Source organism: Methylosinus sp. shoA, assembly GCF_059718125.1.
On sequence record NZ_AP046091.1, the window covers coordinates 4,275,145 to 4,299,896 of the forward strand.

At 61.8% G+C, this 24,752-nt stretch carries 20 protein-coding genes and 2 pseudogenes; 10 read left to right on the top strand and 12 right to left on the bottom strand.

Annotated elements, in window-relative coordinates; all coding sequences use genetic code 11:
• Positions 1 to 120: 120 nt before the first annotated feature.
• From AC6IW9_RS20085 to AC6IW9_RS20110, 6 genes are all read left to right on the top strand, one after another.
• A complete protein-coding gene (locus tag AC6IW9_RS20085; RefSeq protein ID WP_497766628.1) occupies positions 121 to 756 on the top strand; it encodes a hypothetical protein in 636 nt (211 codons plus the stop codon).
• A 3-nt stretch (positions 757 to 759) separates the two neighbouring features.
• Positions 760 to 4,611: a baseplate multidomain protein megatron gene (locus tag AC6IW9_RS20090; RefSeq protein WP_497766629.1), complete on the top strand. Its 3,852-nt coding sequence runs from the start codon at positions 760 to 762 to the stop codon at positions 4,609 to 4,611.
• Between the two features lie 28 nt (positions 4,612 to 4,639).
• Complete coding sequence (locus tag AC6IW9_RS20095) at positions 4,640 to 5,338, top strand: DUF2793 domain-containing protein (RefSeq protein ID WP_497766630.1); 699 nt, start codon at positions 4,640 to 4,642, stop codon at positions 5,336 to 5,338.
• 143 nt (positions 5,339 to 5,481) lie between these two features.
• Complete coding sequence (locus tag AC6IW9_RS20100) at positions 5,482 to 5,823, top strand: hypothetical protein (protein ID WP_497766631.1); 342 nt, start codon at positions 5,482 to 5,484, stop codon at positions 5,821 to 5,823.
• Between the two features lie 113 nt (positions 5,824 to 5,936).
• Positions 5,937 to 6,458 carry a TIGR02594 family protein gene (locus tag AC6IW9_RS20105; protein WP_497766632.1) on the top strand — a complete coding sequence of 174 codons (522 nt, stop codon included), beginning with the start codon at positions 5,937 to 5,939 and terminating at the stop codon, positions 6,456 to 6,458.
• Between the two features lie 96 nt (positions 6,459 to 6,554).
• Complete coding sequence (locus tag AC6IW9_RS20110) at positions 6,555 to 6,680, top strand: hypothetical protein (protein ID WP_497766633.1); 126 nt, start codon at positions 6,555 to 6,557, stop codon at positions 6,678 to 6,680.
• Positions 6,681 to 7,223: 543 nt separating this feature from the next.
• Here AC6IW9_RS20110 and AC6IW9_RS20115 read toward each other — a convergent pair.
• A complete protein-coding gene (locus tag AC6IW9_RS20115) occupies positions 7,224 to 7,652 on the bottom strand; it encodes a hypothetical protein (RefSeq protein WP_497772598.1) in 429 nt (142 codons plus the stop codon).
• A gap of 66 nt (positions 7,653 to 7,718) precedes the next feature.
• Between AC6IW9_RS20115 and AC6IW9_RS20120 the strand changes: the two are divergent.
• Positions 7,719 to 8,472 (top strand): annotated as a pseudogene (locus tag AC6IW9_RS20120) (IS3 family transposase); the annotation flags it as partial.
• A 250-nt stretch (positions 8,473 to 8,722) separates the two neighbouring features.
• Here the strand turns inward: AC6IW9_RS20120 and AC6IW9_RS20125 are convergent.
• Both AC6IW9_RS20125 and AC6IW9_RS20130 read right to left on the bottom strand, forming a co-directional pair.
• A pseudogene (locus AC6IW9_RS20125) lies at positions 8,723 to 9,628 on the bottom strand (RHS repeat domain-containing protein); the annotation flags it as partial.
• Positions 9,629 to 9,783: 155 nt separating this feature from the next.
• Positions 9,784 to 10,146, bottom strand: a complete 363-nt coding sequence (locus AC6IW9_RS20130; RefSeq protein WP_497766634.1) for a DUF7957 family protein — start codon at positions 10,144 to 10,146, stop codon at positions 9,784 to 9,786.
• Between the two features lie 217 nt (positions 10,147 to 10,363).
• Between AC6IW9_RS20130 and tnpA the strand changes: the two genes are divergently transcribed.
• The 3 genes from tnpA to tnpC are packed head-to-tail and all read left to right on the top strand — an operon-like array spanning position 10,364 to position 12,808.
• Positions 10,364 to 10,771, top strand: a complete 408-nt coding sequence (tnpA, locus tag AC6IW9_RS20135; protein ID WP_497763764.1) for an IS66-like element accessory protein TnpA — start codon at positions 10,364 to 10,366, stop codon at positions 10,769 to 10,771.
• Entirely contained in the window at positions 10,768 to 11,121 is a 354-nt protein-coding gene (tnpB, locus tag AC6IW9_RS20140; protein ID WP_497763765.1) for an IS66 family insertion sequence element accessory protein TnpB, read from the top strand. The genes tnpA and tnpB overlap by 4 nt, the downstream gene beginning before the upstream one ends.
• A 49-nt stretch (positions 11,122 to 11,170) precedes the next feature.
• Complete coding sequence (gene tnpC, locus AC6IW9_RS20145) at positions 11,171 to 12,808, top strand: IS66 family transposase (RefSeq protein WP_497763766.1); 1,638 nt, start codon at positions 11,171 to 11,173, stop codon at positions 12,806 to 12,808.
• A gap of 121 nt (positions 12,809 to 12,929) precedes the next feature.
• Here the strand turns inward: tnpC and AC6IW9_RS20150 are convergent, their stop codons facing one another.
• The 9 genes from AC6IW9_RS20150 to AC6IW9_RS20190 form a co-directional block, all read right to left on the bottom strand.
• Entirely contained in the window at positions 12,930 to 14,183 is a 1,254-nt protein-coding gene (locus AC6IW9_RS20150; protein ID WP_497772570.1) for an RHS repeat-associated core domain-containing protein, read from the bottom strand.
• Between the two features lie 218 nt (positions 14,184 to 14,401).
• Positions 14,402 to 14,824: a hypothetical protein gene (locus AC6IW9_RS20155; protein WP_497766635.1), complete on the bottom strand. Its 423-nt coding sequence runs from the start codon at positions 14,822 to 14,824 to the stop codon at positions 14,402 to 14,404.
• Between the two features lie 10 nt (positions 14,825 to 14,834).
• On the bottom strand, positions 14,835 to 16,397 hold the full coding sequence (locus AC6IW9_RS20160) for an RHS repeat-associated core domain-containing protein (protein WP_497766636.1): 1,563 nt from the start codon (positions 16,395 to 16,397) through the stop codon (positions 14,835 to 14,837).
• 121 nt (positions 16,398 to 16,518) lie between these two features.
• The gene (locus AC6IW9_RS20165) at positions 16,519 to 16,965 is read right to left on the bottom strand and encodes a hypothetical protein (protein WP_497766637.1); all 447 of its coding nucleotides are present in this window, start codon (positions 16,963 to 16,965) and stop codon (positions 16,519 to 16,521) included.
• Positions 16,966 to 17,039: 74 nt separating this feature from the next.
• On the bottom strand, positions 17,040 to 17,945 hold the full coding sequence (locus AC6IW9_RS20170) for an RHS repeat-associated core domain-containing protein (protein WP_497766638.1): 906 nt from the start codon (positions 17,943 to 17,945) through the stop codon (positions 17,040 to 17,042).
• A gap of 57 nt (positions 17,946 to 18,002) precedes the next feature.
• The gene (locus AC6IW9_RS20175; protein WP_497766639.1) at positions 18,003 to 18,335 is read right to left on the bottom strand and encodes a DUF1493 family protein; all 333 of its coding nucleotides are present in this window, start codon (positions 18,333 to 18,335) and stop codon (positions 18,003 to 18,005) included.
• A gap of 12 nt (positions 18,336 to 18,347) precedes the next feature.
• Positions 18,348 to 19,934, bottom strand: coding sequence for an RHS repeat domain-containing protein (locus AC6IW9_RS20180; RefSeq protein WP_497772571.1), 1,587 nt, complete (start codon positions 19,932 to 19,934; stop codon positions 18,348 to 18,350).
• A 15-nt stretch (positions 19,935 to 19,949) separates the two neighbouring features.
• Positions 19,950 to 20,438 (bottom strand): nuclear transport factor 2 family protein, encoded by a 489-nt coding sequence (locus tag AC6IW9_RS20185; protein WP_497766640.1) that lies wholly within the window; start codon positions 20,436 to 20,438, stop codon positions 19,950 to 19,952.
• Positions 20,435 to 24,694 carry an RHS repeat-associated core domain-containing protein gene (locus AC6IW9_RS20190; protein ID WP_497766641.1) on the bottom strand — a complete coding sequence of 1,420 codons (4,260 nt, stop codon included), beginning with the start codon at positions 24,692 to 24,694 and terminating at the stop codon, positions 20,435 to 20,437. The genes AC6IW9_RS20185 and AC6IW9_RS20190 overlap by 4 nt, the downstream gene beginning before the upstream one ends.
• Positions 24,695 to 24,752 lie beyond the last annotated feature (58 nt).

The following is a 24,752-nucleotide window of genomic DNA, read 5'->3' on the forward strand; positions in this document are numbered from 1 at the left end:
GAAGTAGCCGGCATAGCGGCTCGACCATCTCAATAGTTGGCCTGTCCAGGAGCCCGGTGCGATTCACTTCGAGACGTCGCTCCTGCCTTCCTTGCTCTTTTGATCGGTCGCTATAGATTCATGGCCCGCATCGTACTCACAATCGGCGGTTACGTCCTTGGCAATCTGCTGCTGCCCGGCATCGGTGGCGCCATTGGCGGCGCGATCGGCGGCTATGTCGGAGGCATGGTCGACCAGCAGATCTTCGGCTCGGGCACGCCCGATCAGACGATCTACGGCGCACGGCTGCAGGACCTGCGCGTCCAGTCGTCAAGCTATGGCAGCGTGATCCCGGCGCTCTACGGCAAGGGGCGCCTTTCCTCGAACATCATCTGGATGCGCGGCTTCGAGGAGGAGACGCGCACCACGACCGAGACCGTCGGTGGTAGTGGCAAGGGCGGCGGTGGCGGCAGCACGACGACAACGACCGTGGAATACCACTATTATTGCGACGTGGCGGTCGGGCTCTGCCTGGGGCCGATCGCCTCGGTGCCACGCGCCTTTGCGGACGGCAATGCACTCGATCCAGCCCATGTATCCGACATGCGCGTCTACACCGGTTCCGGTTCGCAGGGGCCGGATCCCCTGATCCAAGCCGTCGAGGGCGTGGCGAACACCCCAGCCTATCGCGGGCTCGCCTATATCGTTCTCGAACGCTTCCACATCACGCCCTACGGCAATCGGCTTCCCCAGCTCTCCTTCGAAGTGGTGACCTGATCCATGGCTCAGCTCGTGCTCACGCTGGCGGGTGGCGCGCTCGGCCAGGCGGTGGGCGGAGCCTTCGGCCAGGGACTCGGCGCGCTGTTCGGCGCGACCATCGGCGGCATCCTCGACCAGCAGCTCTTCGGGCCACAGACCGGCCGGCAGACGCAGGGCGAAGGCAAGGTCACCGATGTGCGGCTCTCGGGATCGGCATACGGGCTGGCCCGACCGAATGTCTATGGCCGAGGGCGGATCCCGGCCAATATCATATGGGCGCGAGGCATCCGTGAGGAAGTGCGCACGACCACCGAAACGGTCGGTGGCGGCGGCAAGGGTGGCGGCGGCGGATCGCAGACCGTCGTCACGACCAGCTACCACTACTACGCTGATGTGGCGCTCGGTCTCGGCGAAGGCCCGTTGACCTCAGTCTACCGCATCTGGGTCGATGGCCAGCCGATCGACAGTGACGATGTCGACGAGATCCGCATCTACTATGGCGACCAGGCGCAAGGCCCCGATCCACTGATCCAGGCGGTCGAAGGCGTAGATCGCACGCCGGCGTTCCGGGGGACGGCCTATGTCGTCCTCGAAAACCTCTACCTCACCGCCTACGGCAACCGCTTTCCGAATTTCGAGATCGAGGTGTTTCGCGGATCGCCCGCGGGCACGGCGGATGCGCGCCATCTCGTCGAGAGCGTATGCCTCATCCCGGCATCGGGTGAGTTCGCCTACGATCCGGACGTCGTGTTCTCAAACCGACATGGTGCGGGCAGCGGCTTCAAGGCGGCAATCAACGCCCATGCCGGCCAGAAGCGCGCCGACTTCTCGGTCGCGATCGACAATCTGCAGCGCGAGCTGCCGAACGTCGAATGGGTCTCGCTGGTCTATGCCTGGTTTGGCACGTCGCTCGATGTCGCGACCTGTTCGTTGCGCCCGGAATGCGAGACGGGCGTCTATGCCGATCAGGTGCCGGAGAGCCGCCCGCATGTCTGGAGCGTCGCCGGCATCGGCCGTCCGCTCTTCGGCATGGATGGTGAGATCTCCGGTATGCCGCATTGGCCGATGGTCTCGTCCTACACCAATCCCGACGGTTCGCTCGGCCTCTACTATGGCGGGACGATCGCCGACGGCGCCGTTGTGCGCGCAATTCAGGACCTGAAGGCGCGCGGCGTGAAGGTTCTGTTCTACCCGTTTATCCTGATGGACATCCCGCCGCCCGATCCGGCGCCCTTTCCGTGGCGCGGGCGCATCACCGGCGCCGCCATGGACGTGCCCGGCTTCTTCACACGTTCCGACGGATATCTGCGGCTCATCCGTCACGGGATGACGCTCTGCGAGCAGGCGGGCGGTGTCGATGGCTTTGCAATCGGTTCGGAAATGGTTGCGCTCAACCGCATCCGGGACGCCGGCGGCACCTATCCGGCGGTGGCCTACTGGAAGCAGATCGCCGCAGAAGCCAAAAGCCGTCTCGGGTCCGTCTGCAAGGTGACCTATTGTGCCGACTGGTCGGAATATCGCTATCACGATCGTGGCGGCGCCGATGTCGATTTCCCGCTCGATGAACTCTGGGCCGATCCGAACATCGATGTCATCGGGATCGACGCCTATTTCCCGCTGACCGATGTGCCACGCGCCGTCCAGGACAAGGAAGCGATCAAGGCCGGCTGGCAGAGCGGTGAACTCGTCGATTACTATTATGCGAGCCTCTCCGACCGTGATCTCGACCGGCGCGGGCTTGCGCCGATCCGGTCGCCGATCTCCGAGCCCTTCTGGGCGATCAAGGCGCTGCGCTGGTGGTGGGAGAACATGCATATCCCACGGGTCGCCGGCGTCCCGATGGGATCTCCGACGGATTGGGCGCCGCGCGCCAAGCCGATCTGGTTCACTGAGATCGGCTTTCCGACGGTGAACTGCGCCACGAACCAGCCGAACGTCTTCATCGACCCGAAATCGGTCGAGAGCTTCGCGCCCTACTATTCGACGGGCGCGGTCGACCGCGTCGTCCAGCGCGCCGCGATCGAGGCGACGGAGGAGTTCTGGCGCGACCCGGCCAACAATCCCGTCTCACCCGCCTATGGCGGGCCGATGTTGGCCAGGCGCTTCGTCTGGTGCTGGGACGCGCGGCCCTATCCGTGGTTCCCGACGCTGTCGAATGTCTGGAGCGACGGGGCGAACTACCGGCTCGGCCACTGGATCAACGGAAAGATTGGCAACATGCGACTCTCCGACATCGTCGGCGATCTATGCCTGCGTGCGGGGTTGCTTGCATCCGAGTTCGATGCCTCGGCGCTTGATGACGAGGTCGTCGGCTATGTGGTGACCGAACGCAAATCGATCCGCGACATGATCGCGGTGCTCCAGACGGCCTACTTCTTCGATTGTGTCGAGCGCGACGGCAAGCTCGTCTTCGTCAAGCGCGGCGGCGGTGGCATCGTGGCGATGGATGCTGAAGACCTCGGCGCCTCGGACAGCGACAGCGATCGTTCGCGGGTGAAGATCGAGCGCACGCAGGATACCGAGCTGCCCATCGCCGTCGATGTCGTCCACATCGACGAGGGACGCGATTATCAGTCCTCGACCGTCACCATCCGCAAGCAGGTCGGCCGCTCCGACAGCGTCACGACCTTCTCGTTACCGATCGTGCTTTCGGTCGAGCAGGCGCAAACCATCGGCCAGCGGGCGCTGCGCGAGATGTGGCAGGGACGTGAGGCGATCGATCTTCGCCTGCCGACCCGCGGACTCAAGATCGACCCGACCGACGTCGTCGAGGTGCCGGTCGATGGCGTGCTGCGGCGATACCGTGTGACTTCGGTCACCTATGGCAAGCCCGGCCTCGTGCTGGTGCGCGGCCAGGCGACCGATGGCGGCAACCCGGACTTCGTCTCGACACCAACAGGATCGGGGAGCCTGCCGCCCGCTGCTCCGGAGCCGGTCTCGCCGGTGCGCATCGAGCTTCTCGACATGTCGATCCTCATTGATGCGCACGAGACATCATCGCCGTCTTTCTACATGGCGGCATGTCCGCTCGGCGGCGGTCGGTTCCGGGGGGCCGGCCTCTTTCAGCCGACCGCCGATGGTCTCGATTATGTTTCGGCGACCGTGGCGACGCTTGCCTCGACCATCGGGGCGACGGTGACCGTTCTATCTTCCGGGCCGGTCTGGACCTGGGATCGCGGGAACAGCGTCGAGGTCCAACTCGACTACGGCACGCTGCAATCTCTGCCCGATGAACGGGTGCTGGCGGGATCGAACGCGGCGCTGATCGGCAACGAGATCGTCCAGTTCGCGACTGCCGAGCTGATTGCCGCCGGGCGCTATCGCCTCTCGCGCCTCCTGCGCGGCCAGCGCGGCACCGAGGGCGAGGTCGTCACCCATCCGGCCGGATCGCGCTTCATCATGCTCGACCCCGCCCGGCAGGTGCGCCCCACCTTCTCAGTTTCGCGGCTCGGTTTGACGATCGCCTACAAGGGGACGCCCGTGCCGGAAGGGCCTGCCGGCGATCATGCGCTGTCGCTGCCCTTCGCCAATGGCGGACGTGGCCTGAAGCCATTCGCGCCGGTTCATCTGAGGGCGAGCCGTGAAACCGGAGGCGATGTACGCCTCTCCTGGATCCGACGCAGCCGCATCGGCGGCGATTCCTGGTTTGCCGAGGTGCCGCTCGGCGAAGAGGCCGAGGAATACGATGTCACGATCCTCAGCGGTTCGACCGTGCTCCGCACGACGCGGGTGACGAACGCGAACCTCGTCTACACGGCGGCCCAGCAGGTCAGCGATTTCGGGGCACAGCCGGCGACGCTCAAATGGCGCGTGGCGCAGGTCTCGCGCGTTTTCGGTCCGGGCAGAAGCGCCGAAATCACCAGCACGCTCTGACCGCATCCTTCAAACGACAGGAACGATCATGCCGACGACCAATCTTGGTCTGCCGCAACTCGCGGCCGACCAGGCGCAGAAGCACGTCACCGTCAATGAAGGGCTCGCGCTGCTCGATGCCCTCGTCATGCCGGCGGTGAAGACCCGCAGCCTCTCTGCACCGCCCGCAAGTCCGAATGAGGGCGAGCGCTGGCTCATCGGGGCAAGCCCGACGGGCCTTTGGGCGAGCAAGGCGGGCCAGATCGCAGTCTGGCTCTCGGGAGCTTGGACCTTCCTCATCCCGAACTCCGGTTGGACGATCCATGTCGAGGATGAGCGCGTGGCGCTCACCTGGTCCGATGGCGCCTGGCGCGACCGGATCGTCGGCACGCCGAACGGTGGGGCTATCCGCCTCGTCGCGCTGGAACAGGAGCTTACCCTCTCCGGCGCCTTCGTTGATGCGACCACCGCCGTGATTGCCGACCGGATGATCGTTCTCGCCGTCGCGTCGCGGACCACGCAGGCCATCACTGGAGCGACGTCCTACTCGGTCGGCGTCGCCGGCAACACCAGCCAGTTCGGCGGCTCGCTCGGGGTCGCGCTGGGCTCAACCAATATCGGTGTGATCGGTCCAACCGCTTTCTACGCCGACACGCCCATCCGCGTGACCTCGGCGGGCAGCAACTTCACCGGCGGCAAGGTGCGCCTCGTCCTCTACGCGCTCGCCTTCACGGCCCCCAACGCCTGACCGGCCAAAGTCGCGCGACAGGCGCCCCGTGGGCGCGACCGCGCGCGCCTGCGGGGGGAATACCGCGTTCCGCCTGTCCTTCGCGCCCGTGCGCCACGTGTGCGCCACCGTTCGCCAACCCAAAGCCCTTGAGAGGAGCCACCATGTCCGCAGTCCCTGCGGCGGCTGTCACCGTCGCGCCAGATGCCATCACGATCACCTGGGTGGTCGCGGGCGGCATCATCGCCGAGCTTCTGATCTTGATCGTGTTCCTCGTCAGGGTTGCCTGGTGGCTGTCCGGCCGTTTTGCCCTGATCGACGCGAGCTTCGCCGCGAACGCCCGCGAGATCGCAGAGATCAAGATGGACGTCTCGAACGACATCGCCGGCCGCAAGGTCGTTGCCGAGGCCCGAACCGACATCGCTCAGATGAAGGCGACGCTTGGCGAGCTGCGCGAGCGCATCGACCGCCTTGAAAACCATGAGGACCGGCGCAAGCACGCCTGACCTGCCGCCCATTCCCCCGCCATCCAGCCCGCCCTCCGGCGGGCTTTTTTGTTTTGGATATCCCGATGTTGCCCAAAGACTACCGCTGGCTCGGAAGCGAGCCTGGACCACGCATGCTGGTTGAAGCCCTGAAAGAGTTCGGGGTGATGGAGGCACCGGGGAAAGCGGACAATCCGCGCATCCTCGGCTGGCAGCGCGAGCTTCAGGCGGCGGGCCTCGGCCGCAACTATGGCGGCTTCTACGACGCCGATGCGATCCCGTGGTGCGGATTGTTCATGGCGGTGATCGCCCACCGGGCGAACGTCGAGCGCCGGCCGGAACGCAATCCGCCGAAACTCTACCTGTCGGCGCTGGCCTGGACTGCGTTCGGCAAGGCGATCCCGAAAGGCTCCGCAGCGCTTGGTGATGTCCTCGTCTTCAAGCGCAGCGGCGGCGGGCATGTCGGCCTCTATGTCGGCCACGACGCCTCGGCCTTCCATGTCCTCGGCGGAAACCAGTCCGACCGCGTGACGATCTCCTGCCTCTCCAAGCAGCGCCTCGTCGCCGTGCGCCGGCCCGCCTACCTGGCTCAGCCCGCGAACGTGCGCCCCATCGCGCTCGGCTCTTCCGGCAGCCTCTCGGTCAACGAGGCCTAATCGTCATCTGAAGGAGAACATCCATGAACGCCATCCTGCAGTTCGGCGCGGGCTACCGCACCTACATCATCGCCGCGACGCTGATCCTCGTCGTGATTGTCGAGAAGGGGGCTCGGCATCGACGTGCCCGGCGTCGATGTCGGCTCCGATTGGCTCACCCAGATCCTCGCCGCGCTCGGCCTCGGCACGCTGCGTGCCGGCGTCGGTAGCGCACCCAAGTGAGGAAAAAGGGGCGTGCCGACGATCCCTGGCCTGGTCCGGCACGCCCCGCTCCGCATCGAAATGCCGGTGCAAGCCGGCATCCGGCCGGCGAAAACTCAACCGGCCTTGTGGGCTCCGAACGGGTTCGCCGCCATTCCCACCACCGCGCTTGATCCGCCCCACCGTGCGGCTTCTCCCGCGGTCCCCGCGCTTATCGGGTCCGGGTCCCCATCATCGTCGTCAAGACCGGCGGTCAGGACAATTCGGCCGGCAAGGTCGACGTCATTTCTGCAATCGTCTGAAATTCACCGACAAACTCGGGGCGATGCATCATCAGATAGCGGACGATGCGACCGTTCCCGAACCGCCAACTCTACACTATAGCCCGGTAATTGGTAATTTGCTCCTGGCGCCATGATCGCCAAAATCCGGAATGTTTAAGACCAAGCTTTCATGACGTAATTTGGCCGGTAGACGACAGTCGGCATTCCGGAAACACGGCGATTTCCTTCGCGCGAAGAGCTGGCGGTACATTCGAGCGATGTTCCTTCAAGCAAACAAAGCTCAGCCGTCAGCGACGACGTCCTCCGGCACCGCTTGAGTGGAACGCCTTGCCCCAGAGTCGAGCGCCGCAATCAAATGCTCGGTAAAATATCCCCGCATGAATAGGTGCATATCGGGCACGATCGGTGGCGGAAACTGAACATGCCGGGCGAGCGCAACGCAGAAATCATCGCATACCGCGAGCGTTCGAAAGATCAGCGTCTCGATCGCGGGCAGCAGCGGGACCAGATCGTTTGGGTAGCGCTCGCTCTCGTCCCACAATACCATGTCTGGAAACGGCGTGAAGCGCGAAGCGATCAGGAAGCATCCGTCTCTGTCGAAGATATGTTGCAACTGCGAGCCGTGATGCACGATGTTATCGCGGAAGCGGCGCAGCGCGAGGAATATGTCAGCGGCCCTGCCGTAGCAACTCGCGATTTCCATTGGCATTCTGACTTGCCCCTGAAAAATCCCACCAGCATCGATTAGAGTCCGGCCGATTGCAGGACGGACACGATGAAGAAGAAACGGTTCACGGAAGAGCAGATCATCGGGATTTTGCGGGAGCAGGAAGCCGGCGCGAAGGCGGCGGACCTCGCGCGCAAATACGCGGTTTCGGAGACGACGTTCTACAATTGGAAGGCCAAGTTCGGCGGCATGGACGTTTCCGAGGCCAAGCGGCGGAAGGCGCTGGAGGAGGAAAACGCGCGTCTGAAGAAGCTCTTGGCCGATCAGATGCTCGACGCGGCGGCGCTTCGGGAGCTCTTGTCAAAAAAATGGTAGGGCCCGCCTCGAGCGCGACGCCGTCGCGCACCTTCGGGCCGTGATGGGCCTGTCGGAACGTCGGGCCTGCCGGATCGTCGCCATCGATCGCAAGACGGCGCGCTACACGTCGAAGCGCCCGGCCGACGCCGAGCTTCGCGCCGAGTTGCGCGATCTCGCCAATGCGCGTCGGCGCTTCGGCTACCGGCGGCTGTTCATCCTACTTCGGCAGCAGGGCGAGCGCTCGGGCAAGAACCGCATCTATCGGCTCTACCGCGAGGAAGGGCTGACGGTGAGGAAACGCCGCGCGCGCCGCCGCGCCGTGGGAACGCGTGCGCCGATTCTCGTCGAGGCGAAGCCGAATGCGCGATGGTCTCTCGATTTTGTGCATGACCAGCTCGCCAGCGGGCGGCGATTCCGCATCCTGAACATCGTCGACGACGTGACGCGCGAATGCCTGGCTGCGATCCCGGACCCCGGGCTATCCCCTTTGTCGCTCTTCCGAGAGCGATCGACTTCTGAATGCCTCCCAATACCATGGCGCCGGGCGCATCGCCGATCGACGCCTGAACGCCCGGATCACAAATCGCGCCGCAGTCGTCCAAGGCCGCACCCAAGCTCGACCCGAGATCGCTCCAATAACGCCACGGATCGAAGAAAAAATCATGGAAGGCTCGTCCGACCCCGCTCTTCGGGTCGAGCCCGAACGGATCGATCAGGCTGAGCGGATTGTTCCCGGCATAGGCGTAAGTGTTGATCCCGCCCTCGAGCCCGATGGGGTCGCTCTGGACATAACGGCCGAGGGTCGGGGAATAGTCGCGGAAGCCGTTGTTGTGAAGCCGCGTCTCGGAATCGTAGATCTGGCCCGGGAAGCGCAAGTCGTGCGAAAAACCCGCCGCCGCCGTCGGCGTTCCATTGCCGAAGGGGTCGTGGTCCCAGAACCACACACGCTGGTTCGCCGCATTCACGATCTCATGCGGCGCGCCCAGATGATCCGGCCTGATGTAATAGGCCACGCCGCCCTGCAGCGTCGTCACCGGCAGGTCGCCGAACCAGACGATCTCCTCCACCGCCGCCCCGCTCGCGCCATAGGTCCCGATGAGATGGCCGGAGAGGTCGTAGACATATGCGACCTGTCCGCTCGCCCCGCTCTTCGTCACGCGCTGGCCGAGATCGTTGACGCCGTAGCTCGTCGTCAGCGCGCCGACCTTCGCCTGCACGAGGCGATTGCGCTTGTCATAGGTCAAGGAGAAGTCGCCGGCCTGGTTCCGCAGCCCGCCGACCTGATCCCAGACGAAGGATTGGGTCGAGCCCGAGCTGTAAGTCACCTCGCTCATACGATTGCTGCTCGGCACGATCGTATAGACGGCGCCGCCGATCGAGGTGCGATTGCCCGTCGCGTCATAACGATAGGGGATCGGGCTCGAGCCGCCGACATAGTTCGTCAGGCGGTCGTCGACGTCATAGGAGAAGCTCTTGACCGCGAGATTGCTCTCCGAGATCGATTTGATCCGCCCGCCCGTGTCATAGGCATAGGTCAGCGCATTGCCCGTCGAGGAGACGATCTTCGTGATGCGCCCGTCGGAATCGAAGCTGCGGACATGGGAGGCGCCGGAGGCGGGCCTGCCTCCAGGAGGCCACGGGCCCGAAGGGGTGATAGGCAATCTGGTCGACGAACGTCGTCCATAACGTCTCGTCCAGCGCGCGAAGCTTGATCGCGCTCACCCGCGCCTTGGCGTCATAGACAAATCTCACGGACCAGTTGCCCCGTAGGCATGCGTTTGTACGCAATAGAGCTTTAGAGCTTTGCCGTCTCCGTCTATTTCACGAAGATTCTTTTCAACTCGGCGCCAGTTTGCTGATCCAACAGAATCTTCAGGCCACTCCATGTTGTCGCAAAAAGACCTTCAGAGGTTGATGTCACATCCAGAAACACGTCTGGGCTCGTCGGCAATTTGGCGACCCAAACAGGGATCCCCCTTTGATCAATACAGAGCAAATTTTCGAAGGCTGAGCGTTTGCTCGCATCTGGGTCGAGCAAGAGGATGCAATGCGTACCATCATCGCTTGGAATCGCGCGTCTAACAGCTGCGCCATTATATTGGCCCGGCCACGAGTACGACCCATCTGAATTGCGCGACACGATTACCTCCTGATGGAGCGAGGAGAAAACGACACTCATATGGGTATCATCCTCAGGGTGGAAGCGGCGTGGCCCGTCCAAAGCTTGACAATGGGATACGCTCAAGGAGCTGAATCTGAGTTCCGCCTCCCATCTGGCCGAAAGCTCCCGCAGTAGTGTAAGCGCCGTTGCGACCCCATTGATTCTTCGGGTTCGGAAGGATTTTCGGATGTGAGATTCTTCTGAGGGACAGCCATGTCTCTGGAAGGATCCGAAGATGAACGAGAATGCGACGATCGAAACGGCTTTTGGCGCAGGATTTGTCGGACGTGTGGATTTTCGTCGTTCACGTTCGGGCAATCGGCTGTGGTCGAAGGAGCTGAAGGGCCGGATCGTACGAGAGAGTCTCGCGCCTGGAGCGCGCGTCGCCGACGTGGCCCGCAAATATCGGATATGCGCGCAGCAATTGACGCAGTGGCGCCGCCAGGCGCGCACCGGGCGGCTCGCGCTGGTGACCGACGGTCCCGCGGAGTTCGTGGAGATCGAGCTCGAGCAGCCCTCCGTTCGTAACGAGAGCGATGCGAAGATCGAGATCGTCGTCGGCAAGGTCGTGTTACGGCTGGATCAGGACACCGCGTCGACGCGCATCGCCGAGATCATGACGGCGCTGGAGCGCGGCGCGTGATCATTCCGTCGCAAGGGTTGCGGATCGTGCTCGCCGTGCGTCCCGTCGATTTCCGCTGCGGGCATGACGCGCTGGCCGCTCTCGTGCAAAACAAGCTCGGACTCGATCCGCATTCCGGGCTCATCGTCGTGTTCCGCTCGAAGCGAATGGATCGCTTGAAGATTTTGCTGTGGGACGGAACCGGACTCGTGCTCGTCTACAAGCGTCTCGGCGATAGCCGCTTTTCTTGGCCGCAGATCAGCGACGGCGTCCTGCAATTGAGCCGGGTGCAATTCGAAGCTCTATTCGACGGGCTCAACTGGAAGCGCGTCGGCGAGCGGATCGTGGCGACGCCGACCGCGGCGAACTGATCGCAACTTCGGCTTCATTCGGCGCCTCGCTTGCGATAGATTCGCCGACGTGACGCCGAGCTTCGATCCCTCCAGACTCGCAGAGCTGCCTGCCGAACTACGCGCATTGTTCGAAGCTCAGCGCGCCATGCTCGAAGCCGAACGCATCCGCGCCGATCATGAGCTCGCCGCGCGCCTTCACACCGAGAGCGAGCTCGCAGCGTCGAAGGAGACGGTCGAACGTCTGCAATTGCTCGTCAAGGAATATGAACGCGCGCGTTTCGGCAAGCGTTCGGAGAAACTCGATCCCGATCAGTTACAGCTCGTTCTGGAAGATATCGAGATCGCCATTGCCGAAGTCCAGGAGCGGGAAGACGATCGCGCGCGCCGCTCGGGGCGCCCGGCGACCAGGGAGCGCGCCGCCCGCGCCGCGCGCGCCTTTCCTGCTCATCTGCCGCGCGTCGAGCGCGTGATCGAGCCAGAAAGCCTCGCCTGTCCCTGCGGCTGCGGCCTGATGGTTCGGATCGGCGAGGACCGCTCCAGCCGCCTCGACGTGACGCCGGCGCAATATCGCGTCATCGAGACCGTGCGGCCCCGCTACGCCTGTCCGACAGGATGCGCGGGCGTCGCCCAGGCGCCGGCTCCTGCGCATCTGATCGAGGGCGGCGTTCCCACCGAGGCGCTGCTGGCGCAAGTGGCGGTCGCCAAGTTCAGCGAGCACATGCCGCTCTACCGTCAATCGCAGGTCTTCGCGCGCCACAGGATCATGCTCGACCGCGCCGTTCTGGCCGATTGGATGGGAACGACGGCCTTCCACCTCGCGCCGATCGTCGAGCGCATGAGCGCGCTGATGAAGCTGTCCGGCCGTCTATTCATGGACGAGACTCGGGCGCCGGTTCTCGATCCCGGCCGCGGCCGGACGAAAACTGGCTATCTCTGGGCGGTTCTGCGCGACGACCGCGGGCACGGCGGCGCCGATCCGCCGATCGTGGTCTATCATTACGCGCCGGGTCGCAGCGGCGAGCACGCCGAGCGGATGCTCGAAGGATTCGACGGCGTTCTCCAGGTCGACGGCTATGGCGGCTATCATCGTCTGGCGCGCGCCGAGCGCAAAGGTGGCGCCCCACTGCGGCTCGCCTGGTGTTGGAGCCATGGCAGGCGCGAGATCATCGCCGCCACGCCGAAAGCGGGCTCGCCCATCGCCGAGGCGATCCTGGCGCGCATCGCCGCGCTCTATGCGATCGAGGCGGACATCCGGGGCAAAGAGGCGCCGATCCGGCAGAGCGTTCGCGCCGAGCGGTCGCGGCCTCTTGTCGTCGAGCTCGAAGAGTTTTTGCGCGCCCAGGCCGCTCGCCTCTCCGGCCGCAGCGACATGGGCAAGGCGGTCGCCTATCTTCTGAATCATTGGGCCGGGCTGACCCTGTTCCTCGACGATGGACGCGTCGAGATGGACACCAACCTCGTCGAAAATCAGATTCGGCCGCTGACTCTCACGCGCAAGAATGCGTTATTCGCGGGGCACGATGAAGGTGGACGTTCCTGGTCACGTCTCGCTTCGCTCATTGCGACATGCAAGTTGAACAGCGTCGATCCCTATGCCTGGATGAAGGCGACGCTCGAGGCGATCGCCGATGGCCATCCGCAGTCGCGCATCGACGAGCTGATGCCCTGGGCCTTCAAATCCTCGTCGCCGACGCCAGCCGCCTGATCGCTCACCATTGCGCTGAACCAATCGCTGACAAAGCTTTGCGCCAAAGGCTTGCAATGCCTTGTCGCAACGAATTGCAAGCTATTCTTCCATTCCAGCGGCAATGGGACGACAACGGCGCTTACGCAGTAGTGCCGAATTGTATCTGTGTCCCGCCCGGAATTCGGACCGGCGAAATGAATTCTGCCGTGTTGGCGCGAGGCAACGCGAGCAGGCTTCGCGCTGCCGTGCCCGAGTCGGGCGCAACTGGAGACAGCCAAGCACCGGCCTCGGCGCTTTCGCCTCCCCAGATTCTGAAAGCAGTCATTCCCCCTTTCGGAACCGTTCCCGAAGTAATCGTACCGCTCCATGCTTGCACGGTACCTGCCGCAGGCTCTTCGAGCGCGCCTGCACTTGCGGCCCGCGAGCCCCCCGCCCGTCGTCCGAACGTCGCCCACGTGTTGCGCAGCACGCCGACGAAAAACCGAACGACAGGCGCGGCTTGCGCTTCGATTACATAGGGCGACTCGTCTTCGAGACCGCTCTTCGGGTCGAGCCCGAGCGGATCGATCAGGCTGAGCGGATTGTTCCCGGCATAGGCGTAAGTGTTGATCCCGCCCTCGAGCCCGATGGGGTCGCTCTGGATATAGCGGCCGAGGGTGGGAGAATAGTCGCGAAAGCCGTTGTTGTGAAGCCGCGTCTCGGAATCGTAGATCTGACCCGGGAAGCGCAGGTCGTGCGAAAAACCCGCCGCCGCCGTCGGCGTTCCATTGCCGAATGGGTCGTGGTCCCAGAACCACACCCGCTGGTTCGCGGAATTGACGATCTCATGCGGCGCGCCGAGATGGTCCGGCATGATGTAATAGGCCACGCCGCCCTGAAGCGTCGTCACCGGCAGGTCGCCGAACCAGACGATCTCCTCCACCGCCGCGCCGCTCGCGCCATAGGTCCCGATGAGATGGCCGGAGAGGTCGTAGAGATATGCGACCTGTCCGCTCGCTCCATTCCTCGTCACGCGCTGGCCGAGATCGTTGACGCCGTAGCTCGTCGTCAGCGCCCCGACCTTCGCCTGCACGAGGCGATTGCGCTTGTCATAGGTCAAGGAGAAGTCGCCGGCCTGGTTCCGCAGCCCGCCGACCTGATCCCAGACGAAGGATTGGGTCGAGCCCGAGCTGTAAGTCACCTCGCTCATACGATTGCTGCTCGGCACGATCGTATAGACGGCGCCACCGATCGAGGTGCGATTGCCCGTCGCGTCATAACGATAGGGGATCGGGCTCGAGCCGCCGACATAGTTCGTCAGGCGGTCGTCGACGTCATAGGAGAAGCTCTTGACCGCGAGATTGCTCTCCGAGATCGATTTGATCCGCCCGCCGGGGTCATAGGCGTAGTTCAGATTATCCCGAGACGGCCGATCCCATAAGCTCCCTGGTCATAGACATAGGTCGCGATGGAGCCGTCGGCATAGTCGTCCTCGTCAGCCGGTTCAGCTTGTCATAGGCGTAGGTCATCGTCTGGCCGAGCGCGTCGGTCGAGGTCTTCACATTGCCGGCGGCGTCATAGGTCTTGGTGGTGACGCCAGCGTCTGGATTGGTGATTCTCGGGCTAATTTTATCAGTGGCGAGTTTCTCCGAGATGCTCGTTAATGATTCGTTCCGTGAGCGTGTTGATGAGCTGTTTAAATTCGTCTATTTGTTCCGACGACGCTCCAAGCCCTGCCAAATGGGGTGCCGACGACTCGATACCGACCATATATTCACGAATTTGCTGCTCGAAGGTACCGCTGACGAATATGTCATAGTTCAGCTGTGGCGCGCAGTCGAAAATCATTTGCTTTTTTCTCAACTTAGAGCGCGCAGGATAACGCTCTCGCATGCCCTCGGGCATCACGATCGGAACATAACGTAGCTTTGCCTCGATGTTTGCGAGGCTCGATCTTTCGAATGCCACATTCAATAGCGGTTCTACGACAAGGCGGGTCTTATTCAGCGCCGGGTCGGCAGGCTGAAATACCTCAGCCGAGGCCCAAAAACGCATTTTGCTCCTCCTATCGAGTCACCTTGTTCAGCCTCGGCAGAGAGCCGTGTTCAATGCGATACCACACAAGACGGATGTTCTCGTCAACCATTGCCGGATAACGAGACGAATATTGAGTTTGCGCCGCATACCGCACGTTCTCCGAGTCGAGATAAGACTGTGGATAACGGCCAGTCGGATTAGACGTGATTCCGATTTTGTCGATCGCGCCGCTCGATAGATTTATCAGATAATAAACTTCTGTTGGCTTTTGGCTTTGAGACGAGTTTCCGTGAACTTGGGCAGCGCCCCGGTTGGCATCGTTCTGAGCTGCGGCAATGGTGCCAGCGCCTGTGGCGACCGCGAGACTACCTAAGGCGATTTGGCCTGCCGTCAGTCCAGCGCCCGCAGTGCATCCCAGCGGCCCAGCGGCGCACAGCGCCATGGCCTGTTGAGCATATTGCTGTCCTGCGACCGGGATATCCGGCGACGCGTCCGAAACAACCTTCGGATCGAGCCCGAGCGGATCGATCGCGCTGACCGGATTGTTGCCGGCATAGGCGTAGGTGTTGATCCCGCCCGCGAGCCCGATGGGGTCGCTCTGGACATAGCGACCGAGGGTCGGAGAATAGTCGCGGAAGCCGTTGTTGTGAAGACGCGTCTCGGAATCGTAGATCTGACCCGGGAAGCGCAGGTCGTGCGAAAAACCCGCCGCCGCCGTCGGCGTTCCATTGCCGAATGGGTCGTGGTCCCAGAACCACACCCGCTGGTTCGCCGCATTCACGATCTCATGCGGCGCGCCGAGATGGTCCGGCATGATGTAATAGGCTGCGCCGCCCTGAAGCGTCGTCACCGGCAGATCGCCGAACCAGACGATCTCCTCCACCGCCGCGCCGCTCGCGCCATAGGTCCCAAGCAGATGGCCGGAGAGGTCGTAGACATATGCGACCTGTCCGCTCGCCCCGCTCTTCGTCACGCGCTGGCCGAGATCGTTGACGCCGTAGCTCGTCGTCAGCGCCCCGACCTTCGCCTGCACGAGGCGATTGCGCTTGTCATAGGTCAAGGAGAAGTCGCCGGCCTGGTTCCGCAGCCCGCCGACCTGATCCCAGACGAAGGATTGGGTCGAGCCCGAGCTGTAAGTCACCTCGCTCATACGATTGCTGCTCGGCACGATCGTATAGACGGCGCCGCCGATCGAGGTGCGATTGCCCGTCGCGTCATAACGATAGGGGATCGAGGTCGAGCCGCGCACATAGTTCGTCAGGCGGTCGTTGCGGTCATAGGAGAAGCTCTTGACCGCGAGATTACTCTCCGAGATCGATTTGATCCGCCCGCCGTTGTCATAGGCGTAGTTCAGATTATTGTTGGTCGAGGAAGTGATTTTCGTGATGCGGCCGTCGGCATTGAAGCCGCGGACATAGGAGCCGCCGCCGGAGACATTCGGGCTCCAGGACTTGACCGGCCCGAAGGGAGCGTAGGAGATCGCGCCGATCAGCGTCGACTGCGCCCCGTTCGGCCGCTGGAGGGTGATCGCGCTGACGCGCCCGGCACCGATCGAACGCCTCTTCCTTGACCCGATTCCCGAAGCGATCACTAACGCCCAACTGGCGCATGTCGTAACATATATGCTATCATGTCACCGTAATTCCAAATTTTTAGCGTATTGAATTAGTAAAAAACGTTAAATTGCAAAAAGCTTAACAATATCAGTTTTGCTAATCTTTCGTTTTGAACGCCAGCACCCTCGCGCAACACTGGCTTTTATTGATAAACACTGTCGGCAACGTGACAGAATCATCCTTACCAGTTATCCACCGCAATCCATCTGCCCCACTCGTAACAACGACCTCAGCAAGAGCCCTAATAACAACCTCCACATGATGACAATTATCACCCATCTCAGGAAAAGAAACAATTCTATTGAATACAGCGTAATCAATACCACGTCGCTTCAACCAATCGATTTCTGAAGAAAATATCCACCATTCTCCAAATTTATCTATTGTTAATGGAAGCGCTTTAGATACAATAAGATCATCAGCAAGTTGCCGCGCAAGAATCTCCCCACGAAATACCGGTCCAACAAATTGTTCTTGATTGCGTCGGATATAATCGATCGCATCGCTCGCTATATGTAGATCACGTTCGTTGTAATGATTCATTTTCTTTTCCTTCGTTTCCCTCGACCGCCAAGGATCAGGCGGTCGTTCAAGAGCCGATTGAAAAATAGCGCTTCTTATGGCCAAGGAGCAACGGTTATGTTCCCGGAAGTCCTCAGAGAATTGAATGTAGGAAACGCAGTCGAAGGGACCAGCATTTGGTTGCCTGCGAATCCACCCCGCATCCCACCGGGAGGAATAGGCCCGACCGTTGCCCCTGCCCCCATTAAGATTTTAACAGCTGAATCTGAGAGCGAGTACCGCAACACGGTGCCGGGGCTTCTCCGCAAGGCAAAGTACTCCGCATCTCCTGGGTCCGAAGCCAAGAAGAAGCCTGCGGGGCCGTCAATTTTGTTGGCGTTCGCTATTTCGGCATTAAGAGAGGCGCCGTTGAGTAGCGCTAGTCCAGACGCAACGCTGGTGCCATGGTAGTATATGTTGTTGTTTCCACAGCTCTGGCACGTATCGCCTGTGAGGGCAAGAGTTCCCCCGATTGCGGCGCCGCCCAATAATAACTGACCTGTGGTTATCCCAGCGCCGACAGCGCATCCTATAGGCCCACCGGCGCATAAGCCCAGAGCCTGCGCATATTGCTGTCCGCCGACTGGAATATCCGGCAATGCATCCGATTGGACCTTTGGGTCGAGCCCGAACGGATCGATCAGGCTGACCGGATTGTTCCCGGCATAGGCGTAGGTGTTGATCCCGCCGTCGAGCCCGATGGGGTCGCTCTGGACATAGCGGCCGAGGGTCGGCGAATAGTCGCGGAAGCCGTTGTTGTGCAGCCGCGTCTCGGCGTCGTAGATCTGACCCGGGAAGCGCAAATCGTGCGAAAAACCCGCCGCGGCCGTCGGCGCGCCATTGCCGAACGGGTCGTGGTCCCAGAACCACACGCGGGCATTCGCCGAATTGACGATCTCATGCGGCGCGCCGAGATGATCCGGCATGATGAAATAGGCCGCGCCGCCCTGCAGCGTCGCCACCGGCAGATCGCCGAGCTACACCGAATAGGTCGTCCAAATATCAAAAATGACGTGCATTCACCCTACAGGCCAGCGTCCATGATTCGCGGCATCGAAAAGAACGGCGACCGTTAAGGGAGCCCGCACCGTCCCCTTCCCAAAGGCTGATTTGATGGCCGGGATGAGCCGAAATCCTTCTCCACCGAAGTAATTATCGAAACGAAAAGTCGATAAATCGACGTTGAATTCGCTCTGAAAGCGCTGCATGAACTCCTCCGCATCGTCGCCGTCGACGCCCAAATCCCTTGCAATATCCGTCTCGAACGACAAATGCTTGCGTGTTCGTGTCTCCGAAGACACGAAACGCAAGATTTTTTCGTAGAGAGCCTGTTCCTCTGGAAGTAGAGTCATTCTAGCCACTCCCTATTTCGTCAGGCATTGATAGGTACAAACGCCAATCTGGGCTGCGTCGTAGCCCAGTATGCCCCATCCGATAACTGGGACCCATCTTCCCGCAATGCGGCCAACGACCACCGATTGAGCCCAGGGGTTGTTCCAAGTCGGCGCCGGCACCCTGAACGGGAGCCGTTGAGGGAGAGCCTTCGCAAGTAACTTTGACGCGAGCGAAGTGCCTGCCGACGATCCGCCCAGCACCATCGGCTTTTCAAGCAGAGGTAGTCCTGCACCGATTGCACCCGCGCCAAAGAAGCTCTGGATTCCGAACTGCTCAGTAAAACAGTTGGTAAGGCACTGTGCCGGCGGCGTCGGCTCCTTGGGCGTCAGCTCCTTAGGCTTCGGTTGCTGTGCAGCGATATCGATTTCCGGCAGGGCTTCCGCATCGTCCTTGCTCTCCGGATCGAGCCCGAACGGATCGATCAGGCTGACCGGATTGTTCCCGGCATAGGCATAAGTGTTGATCCCGCCCGCGAGGCCAATGGGGTCGCTCTGAACATAGCGGCCGAGGGTCGGGGAATAGTCGCGGAAGCCGTTGTTGTGCAGCCGCGTCTCGGAATCGTAGATCTGGCCCGGGAAACGCAGGTCGTGCGAAAAGCCCGCTGTCGCCGTCGGCGTTCCATTGCCGAACGGGTCGTGATCCCAGAACCACACTCGGGCGTTCGCCGCATTCACGATCTCATGCGGCGCGCCGAGATGATCCGGCATGATGTAATAGGCTGCGCCGCCCTGCAGCGTCGTCACCGGCAGGTCGCCGAACCAGACGATCTCCTCCACCGCCGAGCCGCTCGCGCCATAAGTCCCGAGCAGATGGCCGGAGAGGTCGTAGACATATTCGACCTGTCCGCTCGCCCCGCTCTTCGTCACGCGCTGGCCGAGATCGTTGACGCCGTAGCTCGTCGTCAGCGCGCCGACCTTCGCCTGCACGAGGCGATTGCGCTTGTCATAGGTCAAGGAGAAGTCGCCGGCCTGATTCTTCAGCCCGCCGACCTGATCCCACACGAAGGATTGGGTCGAGCCCGAGCTGTAAGTCACCTCGCTCATACGATTGCTGCTCGGCACGATCGTATAGACGGCGCCGCCGACCGAGGTCCGATTGCCCGTCGCGTCATATCCGTAGGGGATCGAGGTCGAGCCGCGCACATAGTTCGTCAGGCGGTCGTCGACGTCATAGGAGAAGGATTTGACCGCGAGATTGCTCTCCGAGATCGATTTGATCCGCCCGCCGTTGTCATAGGCGTAGTTCAGATTATTGTTGGTCGAGGAGCTGATTTTCGTGATGCGGCCGTCGGCATTGAAGCTGAGGACATAGGAGCCGCCGCCGGAGACATTCGGGCTCCGGGACTTGACCGGCCCGAAGGGCGCGTAGGAGATCGCGCCGATCAGCGTCGACTGCGCCCCGTCCGGCCGCTGGAGGGTGATCGCGCCGACGCGCCCGGCGCCGTCGTAGGAATAGAGGAGCTTGAAACCGGACGGATAGGCGTGGCCGGTGAGGCGCCCGTTCGTGGCGTGATAGAACCATTTCGTCGTGAGCGTGACGGCGCCGGCGGTGCGGATGGCGGCGGCTACCGCTTAAGGAACGGCCATTGCTATAATTTCCGACCGTGACAACCGTTCGCGAGGCTCTTTGAGAATTCGTCCCTCCAAAGCAGCCTGATCGCCCTCCACTATTTGGCGGACATCATAAGCGATCGGGAAAATTGCATTGACAGGACGCCGCAAAAACTCGGCCAGCGCATCAGGCCCACGCTCAGCGAAGTCGAAATCGTGATACCTCGCCAATCCAAACCAAATACCCTCACGCTCCACGGAAACCGTCAAGAAGTGCTCCGTCAGCCGTGGGTTTTTCGGGTCGATATTTCCTAATAGCGCCCAAACCCGCTCGCCATCAGAGAGCAACACCTGCGTGCCGACGACCTTACCTGCGAGACTGCTGACTGGCGTGCGATGAATCGGACGGACGTAAGTCTCGTTACATTCGCCGTTCACATACTGCCAAACAGGAAATCTTTGAAGATCTTCTGCGCGCAGAGAGTCGACCGGTTTCGAATTATCGGTCATGGCCAGAAGAACCCGTGTTGGAGGATCGATTCATACAGCTGCGTACCGTATTTGATATCAAAAGCCTGAGTATAGTCGGCGAGATCACGCTGCATCTGTAGTCGCGCTCCTTGACCGAGATTCGCGTAGTACGCAGCACCCCACTGCCTCGGGAGAATTTTGTCCAGCCCGCTGTGGTAGGCGTTATGTATCGGCGTAGGCAACCGCACTAGGTCTTGCGCGTTGGGCCCGCCAAGGTACTTTGGCCACGGATGGTGAGACTGTGACCCTCCGTTGTCGGAAAACCATGTGAGATTGTATAGGGCTTCACCAGCAGCGGCTCCAGCATTCACACCCCATTGTGCGCCAGCATTAGCTCCAGCTATGGCGCCGGCAATGGCGCCCACGGGCGTTCCAATGATCGCCCCGGGCCCGGTGACCGCGCTCAATCCAAATCCTTCGCCCCCGCCGATTGCGAATCCGCCGAGAGCTCCCACGACACCCCCACCGATCCCGAGAATTATGCTCCCCGAGGTCCGGTAGCAAGACCGGTCGCATTTTTCCGGATCGAGCCCGAACGGATCGATGGCGCTGACCGGATTGTTTCCGGCATAGGCGTAGGTGTTGATCCCGCCCTCGAGCCCGATGGGGTCGCTCTGGACATAACGGCCGAGCGTCGGAGAATAATCGCGGAAGCCGTTGTTGTGCAAACGCGTCTCGGCGTCGTAGATCTGGCCCGGGAAGCGCAGGTCGTGCGAAAAACCCGCCACCGCCGTCGGCGTTCCATTGCCGAACGGGTCGTGGTCCCAGAACCACACTCGGGCGTTCGCCGAATTGACGATCTCATGCGGCGCGCCGAGATGGTCCGGCATGATGTAATAGGCCACGCCGCCCTGAAGCGTCGTCACCGGCAGGTCGCCGAACCAGACGATCTCCTCCACCGCCGCGCCGCTCGCGCCATAAGTCCCGATGATATGGCCGGAGAGGTCGTAGAGATATGCGACCTGTCCGCTCGCCCCGCTCTTCGTCACGCGCTGGCCGAGATCGTTGACGCCGTAGCTCGTCGTCAGCGCCCCGACCTTCGCCTGCACGAGGCGATTGCGCTTGTCATAGGTCAAGGAGAAGTCGCCGGCCTGATTCTTCAGCCCGCCGACCTGATCCCACACGAAGGATTGGGTCGAGCCCGAGCTGTAGGTCACCTCGCTCATGCGATTGCTGCTCGGCACGATCGTATAGACGGCGCCGCCGACCGAGGTCCGATTGCCCGTCGCGTCATATCCGTAGGGGATCGAGGTCGAGCCGCGCACATAGTTCGTCAGGCGGTCGTCGACGTCATAGGAGAAGCTCTTGACCGCGAGATTGCTCTCCGCGATCGACTTGATCCGCCCGCCGTTGTCATAGGCGTAGTTCAGATTATTGTTGGTCGAGGAGCTGATTTTCGTGATGCGGCCGTCGGCATTGAAGCTGAGGACATAGGAGCCGCCGCCGGAGACATTCGGGCTCCAGGACTTGACCGGCCCGAAGGGAGCGTAGGAGATCGCGCCGATCAGCGCCGACTGCGCCCCGTCCGGCCGCTGGAGGGTGATCGCGCTGACGCGCCCGGCGCCGTCGTAGGAATAGAGGAGCTTGAAACCGGACGGATAGGTGTGGCCGGTGAGGCGCCCGTTCGTGGCGTGATAGAACCATTTCGTCGTGAGCGTGACGGCGCCGGCGGTCTGCGTCTTCTGCACCACATGGCCGAAACCGTCATAGGCGAAGCTGGTCACGCCGGTCGAATCGGTCACCGAAGTGAGACGGCCGATTCCGTAAGCTCCCTGATCATAGACATAGGTCGCTTTGGAGCCGTCGGCATAGGTCGCCTTCACCAGCCGGCCCAGCTGGTCATAGAGGTAGGTCGTCGTCTGGCCGAGCGCGTCGGTCGAGGTCAGCACATTGCCGGCGGCGTCATAGGTCTTGGCGGTGACGCGCGTGTCCGGGCTCGCGATCTGCTCCGGCAGGTCGAGCAGATTGTTCGTGTAGCGCGTCACGAGCCCGCGCGGGTCGGTGACGCTGGCGAGGCGGCCGTTGGCGTCATAGGCGTTGCGGATCTTCGCGGCGTCCGGCGCCGTCGTCACCGTGAGCCGGTTCTGCGCGTCATAGGCGAAAGCGGTGGAATTGCCGTTCGGATCCTTCACGCCGACGATGTTGCCGTTGGCGTCATAGGTGAAGATCGACGGCGTCGGGCTTGCCGCGCCCCGATCCTCGGTGAGACGGCCGAGAGCATTATAGATGCGGCTGTGCGTGCGCGCCGGAGCCGGCGCGGCGCCTTCGAACACCTCTTCCTTGGTCCGGTTTCCCGCGGCGTCGAGCGTATAGACGATGCGATTGCCGGCCGTGTCGCGAATGCTCGTGAGCCGATGCGCGCCGTCGTAGCCGAAGTCCAGCCCGGCGCCCGTAGGCTCGCGTATCTTCAGCAGCTGGCCGACATTGTCGTAAGTGTAGGCCGTCGTCTGCCCGAGAGTGACGCGCGAGGCGACCTGGCCGCGGAAATTATAGGTCAGCGTCGTGACGACGCCGTTCGGGTCCTGGATCGTCAGCGGCCGGCCATTGGCGTCATAGCTCGTGAACGCGGTGACATGACCGCGCGGATTGGTCACGCTCGTGAGATTGCCCATGGCGTCATAGGCGTAGCTCGTCACTCGGCCCAGCGGGTCCCACGCCTTCAGGAGCTGGCCGAAATCATTATAAAGATAGGAGCGCGTGCTCGACGCCGACGGCGTTGCGACCGTCTCGCTCGTCAGATTGCCGTTCGTGTATTTGTAGGTGAAGCTGCGCTCGCCGTCGGTGATCTTCGCCGGCAAGCGGTATTTGGGGTTCCATTCGGTCGTGATCGTGCGTGCGACCGACGTTCCGGAGGCCACCGTCCGAGACGTCGGCAGATTGCGCGCCGCGTCATAGGCGATGACCGTCTTATTGCCGTTGAAATCCGTATAGCTCGTCAGATTGCCGCGGCCGTCATATTCCTTTTTGTCCTCGCTGGTCGAACAGTCGGAACAGCTGCGGAGCACACCCTTTTCCCGCGCGACGCCATCAATTTCTCCGAGCGTGTAGACTTCCTGGCCGCCGAGCGGCGTCGCGATCGTCACATAGCCCCAGGGCAGAGAGGTATAGTCCAAGCTATGCGCATCCGCGCCGCCTGCATGTTGCGTGGAGACGGCGCGACGGGAGCCGTCATAGGAATAGCTCGTGAAACGAACGCCCTTCTCGTCGATGACGCCCGTGAGCGCACTCGAGTACAGCCCGTCCTCGTAGAGATATTGGCGGCTGAAATTGCTGGGGTATGTCACTGATGTCAATAATATACCGGAGACATCATAGCCATAGATATAGATGCTTCCATCGGGCGCCACCGCCTTGATTATTTTTCCGGTCCAGTCATTATAGAAGAAGGTCAGCGTGCGCCCGAACGCATCTTTGATTTTCCAGAGGCGGGCCGCCCCGTCATATTCGATCGTCTGCGTGAGACCCGCGCGGTTGGCGTAGGAGAGGAGCTTGCCGTTGGCGTCATAGGTTTCTTTTTCGTCCTGATCGGTAGTCAGCGTGAATTGCGAGCCCCAGCCCCCTCCGGACAGCTGGTAGCTCGAATAGACTGGCGGCGTCCACGGGCCGACGTATCCAATCACTACAGCCCGTGTGAATACCAGCACCTGCCCGTCGTCACGCGTGACCTTTGCTGTTTTAAAATCAGTGGAAAGGGAGATAGAACGACTATAAGACGAGCGCCAACTGCGTCCAAACTGGTAGGAGCCCAAATCCTGACTATTGTAATAGCGCGCGAGCACGAGCGGGAAACTCCCGGCCGTGGTATAATCCACTATATTGTCGTAGACGTTGCCCGTGGCGTAATTAATGGGATCGCCGACGTAGGTGGTCCCCGAACCGCCCCGATTTTTCGATTGACCGCCACCCGAGCCGGCCGCGCTTGCGCCTCCCATGCTAGAACCTGGAGAAAGGCTAGGCAAATAACTTCGGCTGAACCCATACCAATCAGACCTAGACCGATCTATGTGTTTTAATCCATCCCAATCTACGTCATTTCTTCCGAGGTTCCTCTCCTCGATCGGGCAGAACGAGTACCCCCCACCCCCCGCGCAGGGTTCCGCCTGTGCGGAAACTGTCAGCGCGACCGGCCATGGAGAGCCGCTACTGGTCCTCGAGCCCGAGACGTCCAACCCTGAAATCACGAGGCCGAACACTATCGTGACGAGGAGCCTGAATCGTGAAACATGCCTTCCCATATTCGGCCTCCAAATATGCCGCCAAAAATCTTCGTATCGAATGCGCCGACAGAACGCC

Excerpts from the sequence above, each read along its gene's own strand:
- AC6IW9_RS20085 (WP_497766628.1), top strand. The coding sequence starts at position 121 with ATGGCCCGCATCGTACTCACAATCGGCGGTTACGTCCTTGGCAATCTG.
- AC6IW9_RS20090 (WP_497766629.1), top strand. The coding sequence starts at position 760 with ATGGCTCAGCTCGTGCTCACGCTGGCGGGTGGCGCGCTCGGCCAGGCG.
- AC6IW9_RS20095 (WP_497766630.1), top strand. The coding sequence starts at position 4,640 with ATGCCGACGACCAATCTTGGTCTGCCGCAACTCGCGGCCGACCAGGCG.
- AC6IW9_RS20100 (WP_497766631.1), top strand. The coding sequence starts at position 5,482 with ATGTCCGCAGTCCCTGCGGCGGCTGTCACCGTCGCGCCAGATGCCATC.
- AC6IW9_RS20105 (WP_497766632.1), top strand. The coding sequence starts at position 5,937 with ATGCTGGTTGAAGCCCTGAAAGAGTTCGGGGTGATGGAGGCACCGGGG.
- AC6IW9_RS20115 (WP_497772598.1), bottom strand. The coding sequence starts at position 7,652 with ATGCCAATGGAAATCGCGAGTTGCTACGGCAGGGCCGCTGACATATTC.
- AC6IW9_RS20130 (WP_497766634.1), bottom strand. The coding sequence starts at position 10,146 with ATGAGTGTCGTTTTCTCCTCGCTCCATCAGGAGGTAATCGTGTCGCGC.
- tnpA (WP_497763764.1), top strand. The coding sequence starts at position 10,364 with ATGAACGAGAATGCGACGATCGAAACGGCTTTTGGCGCAGGATTTGTC.
- AC6IW9_RS20155 (WP_497766635.1), bottom strand. The coding sequence starts at position 14,824 with ATGCGTTTTTGGGCCTCGGCTGAGGTATTTCAGCCTGCCGACCCGGCG.
- AC6IW9_RS20165 (WP_497766637.1), bottom strand. The coding sequence starts at position 16,965 with ATGAATCATTACAACGAACGTGATCTACATATAGCGAGCGATGCGATC.
- AC6IW9_RS20175 (WP_497766639.1), bottom strand. The coding sequence starts at position 18,335 with ATGACTCTACTTCCAGAGGAACAGGCTCTCTACGAAAAAATCTTGCGT.
- AC6IW9_RS20185 (WP_497766640.1), bottom strand. The coding sequence starts at position 20,438 with ATGACCGATAATTCGAAACCGGTCGACTCTCTGCGCGCAGAAGATCTT.
- AC6IW9_RS20190 (WP_497766641.1), bottom strand. The coding sequence starts at position 24,694 with ATGGGAAGGCATGTTTCACGATTCAGGCTCCTCGTCACGATAGTGTTC.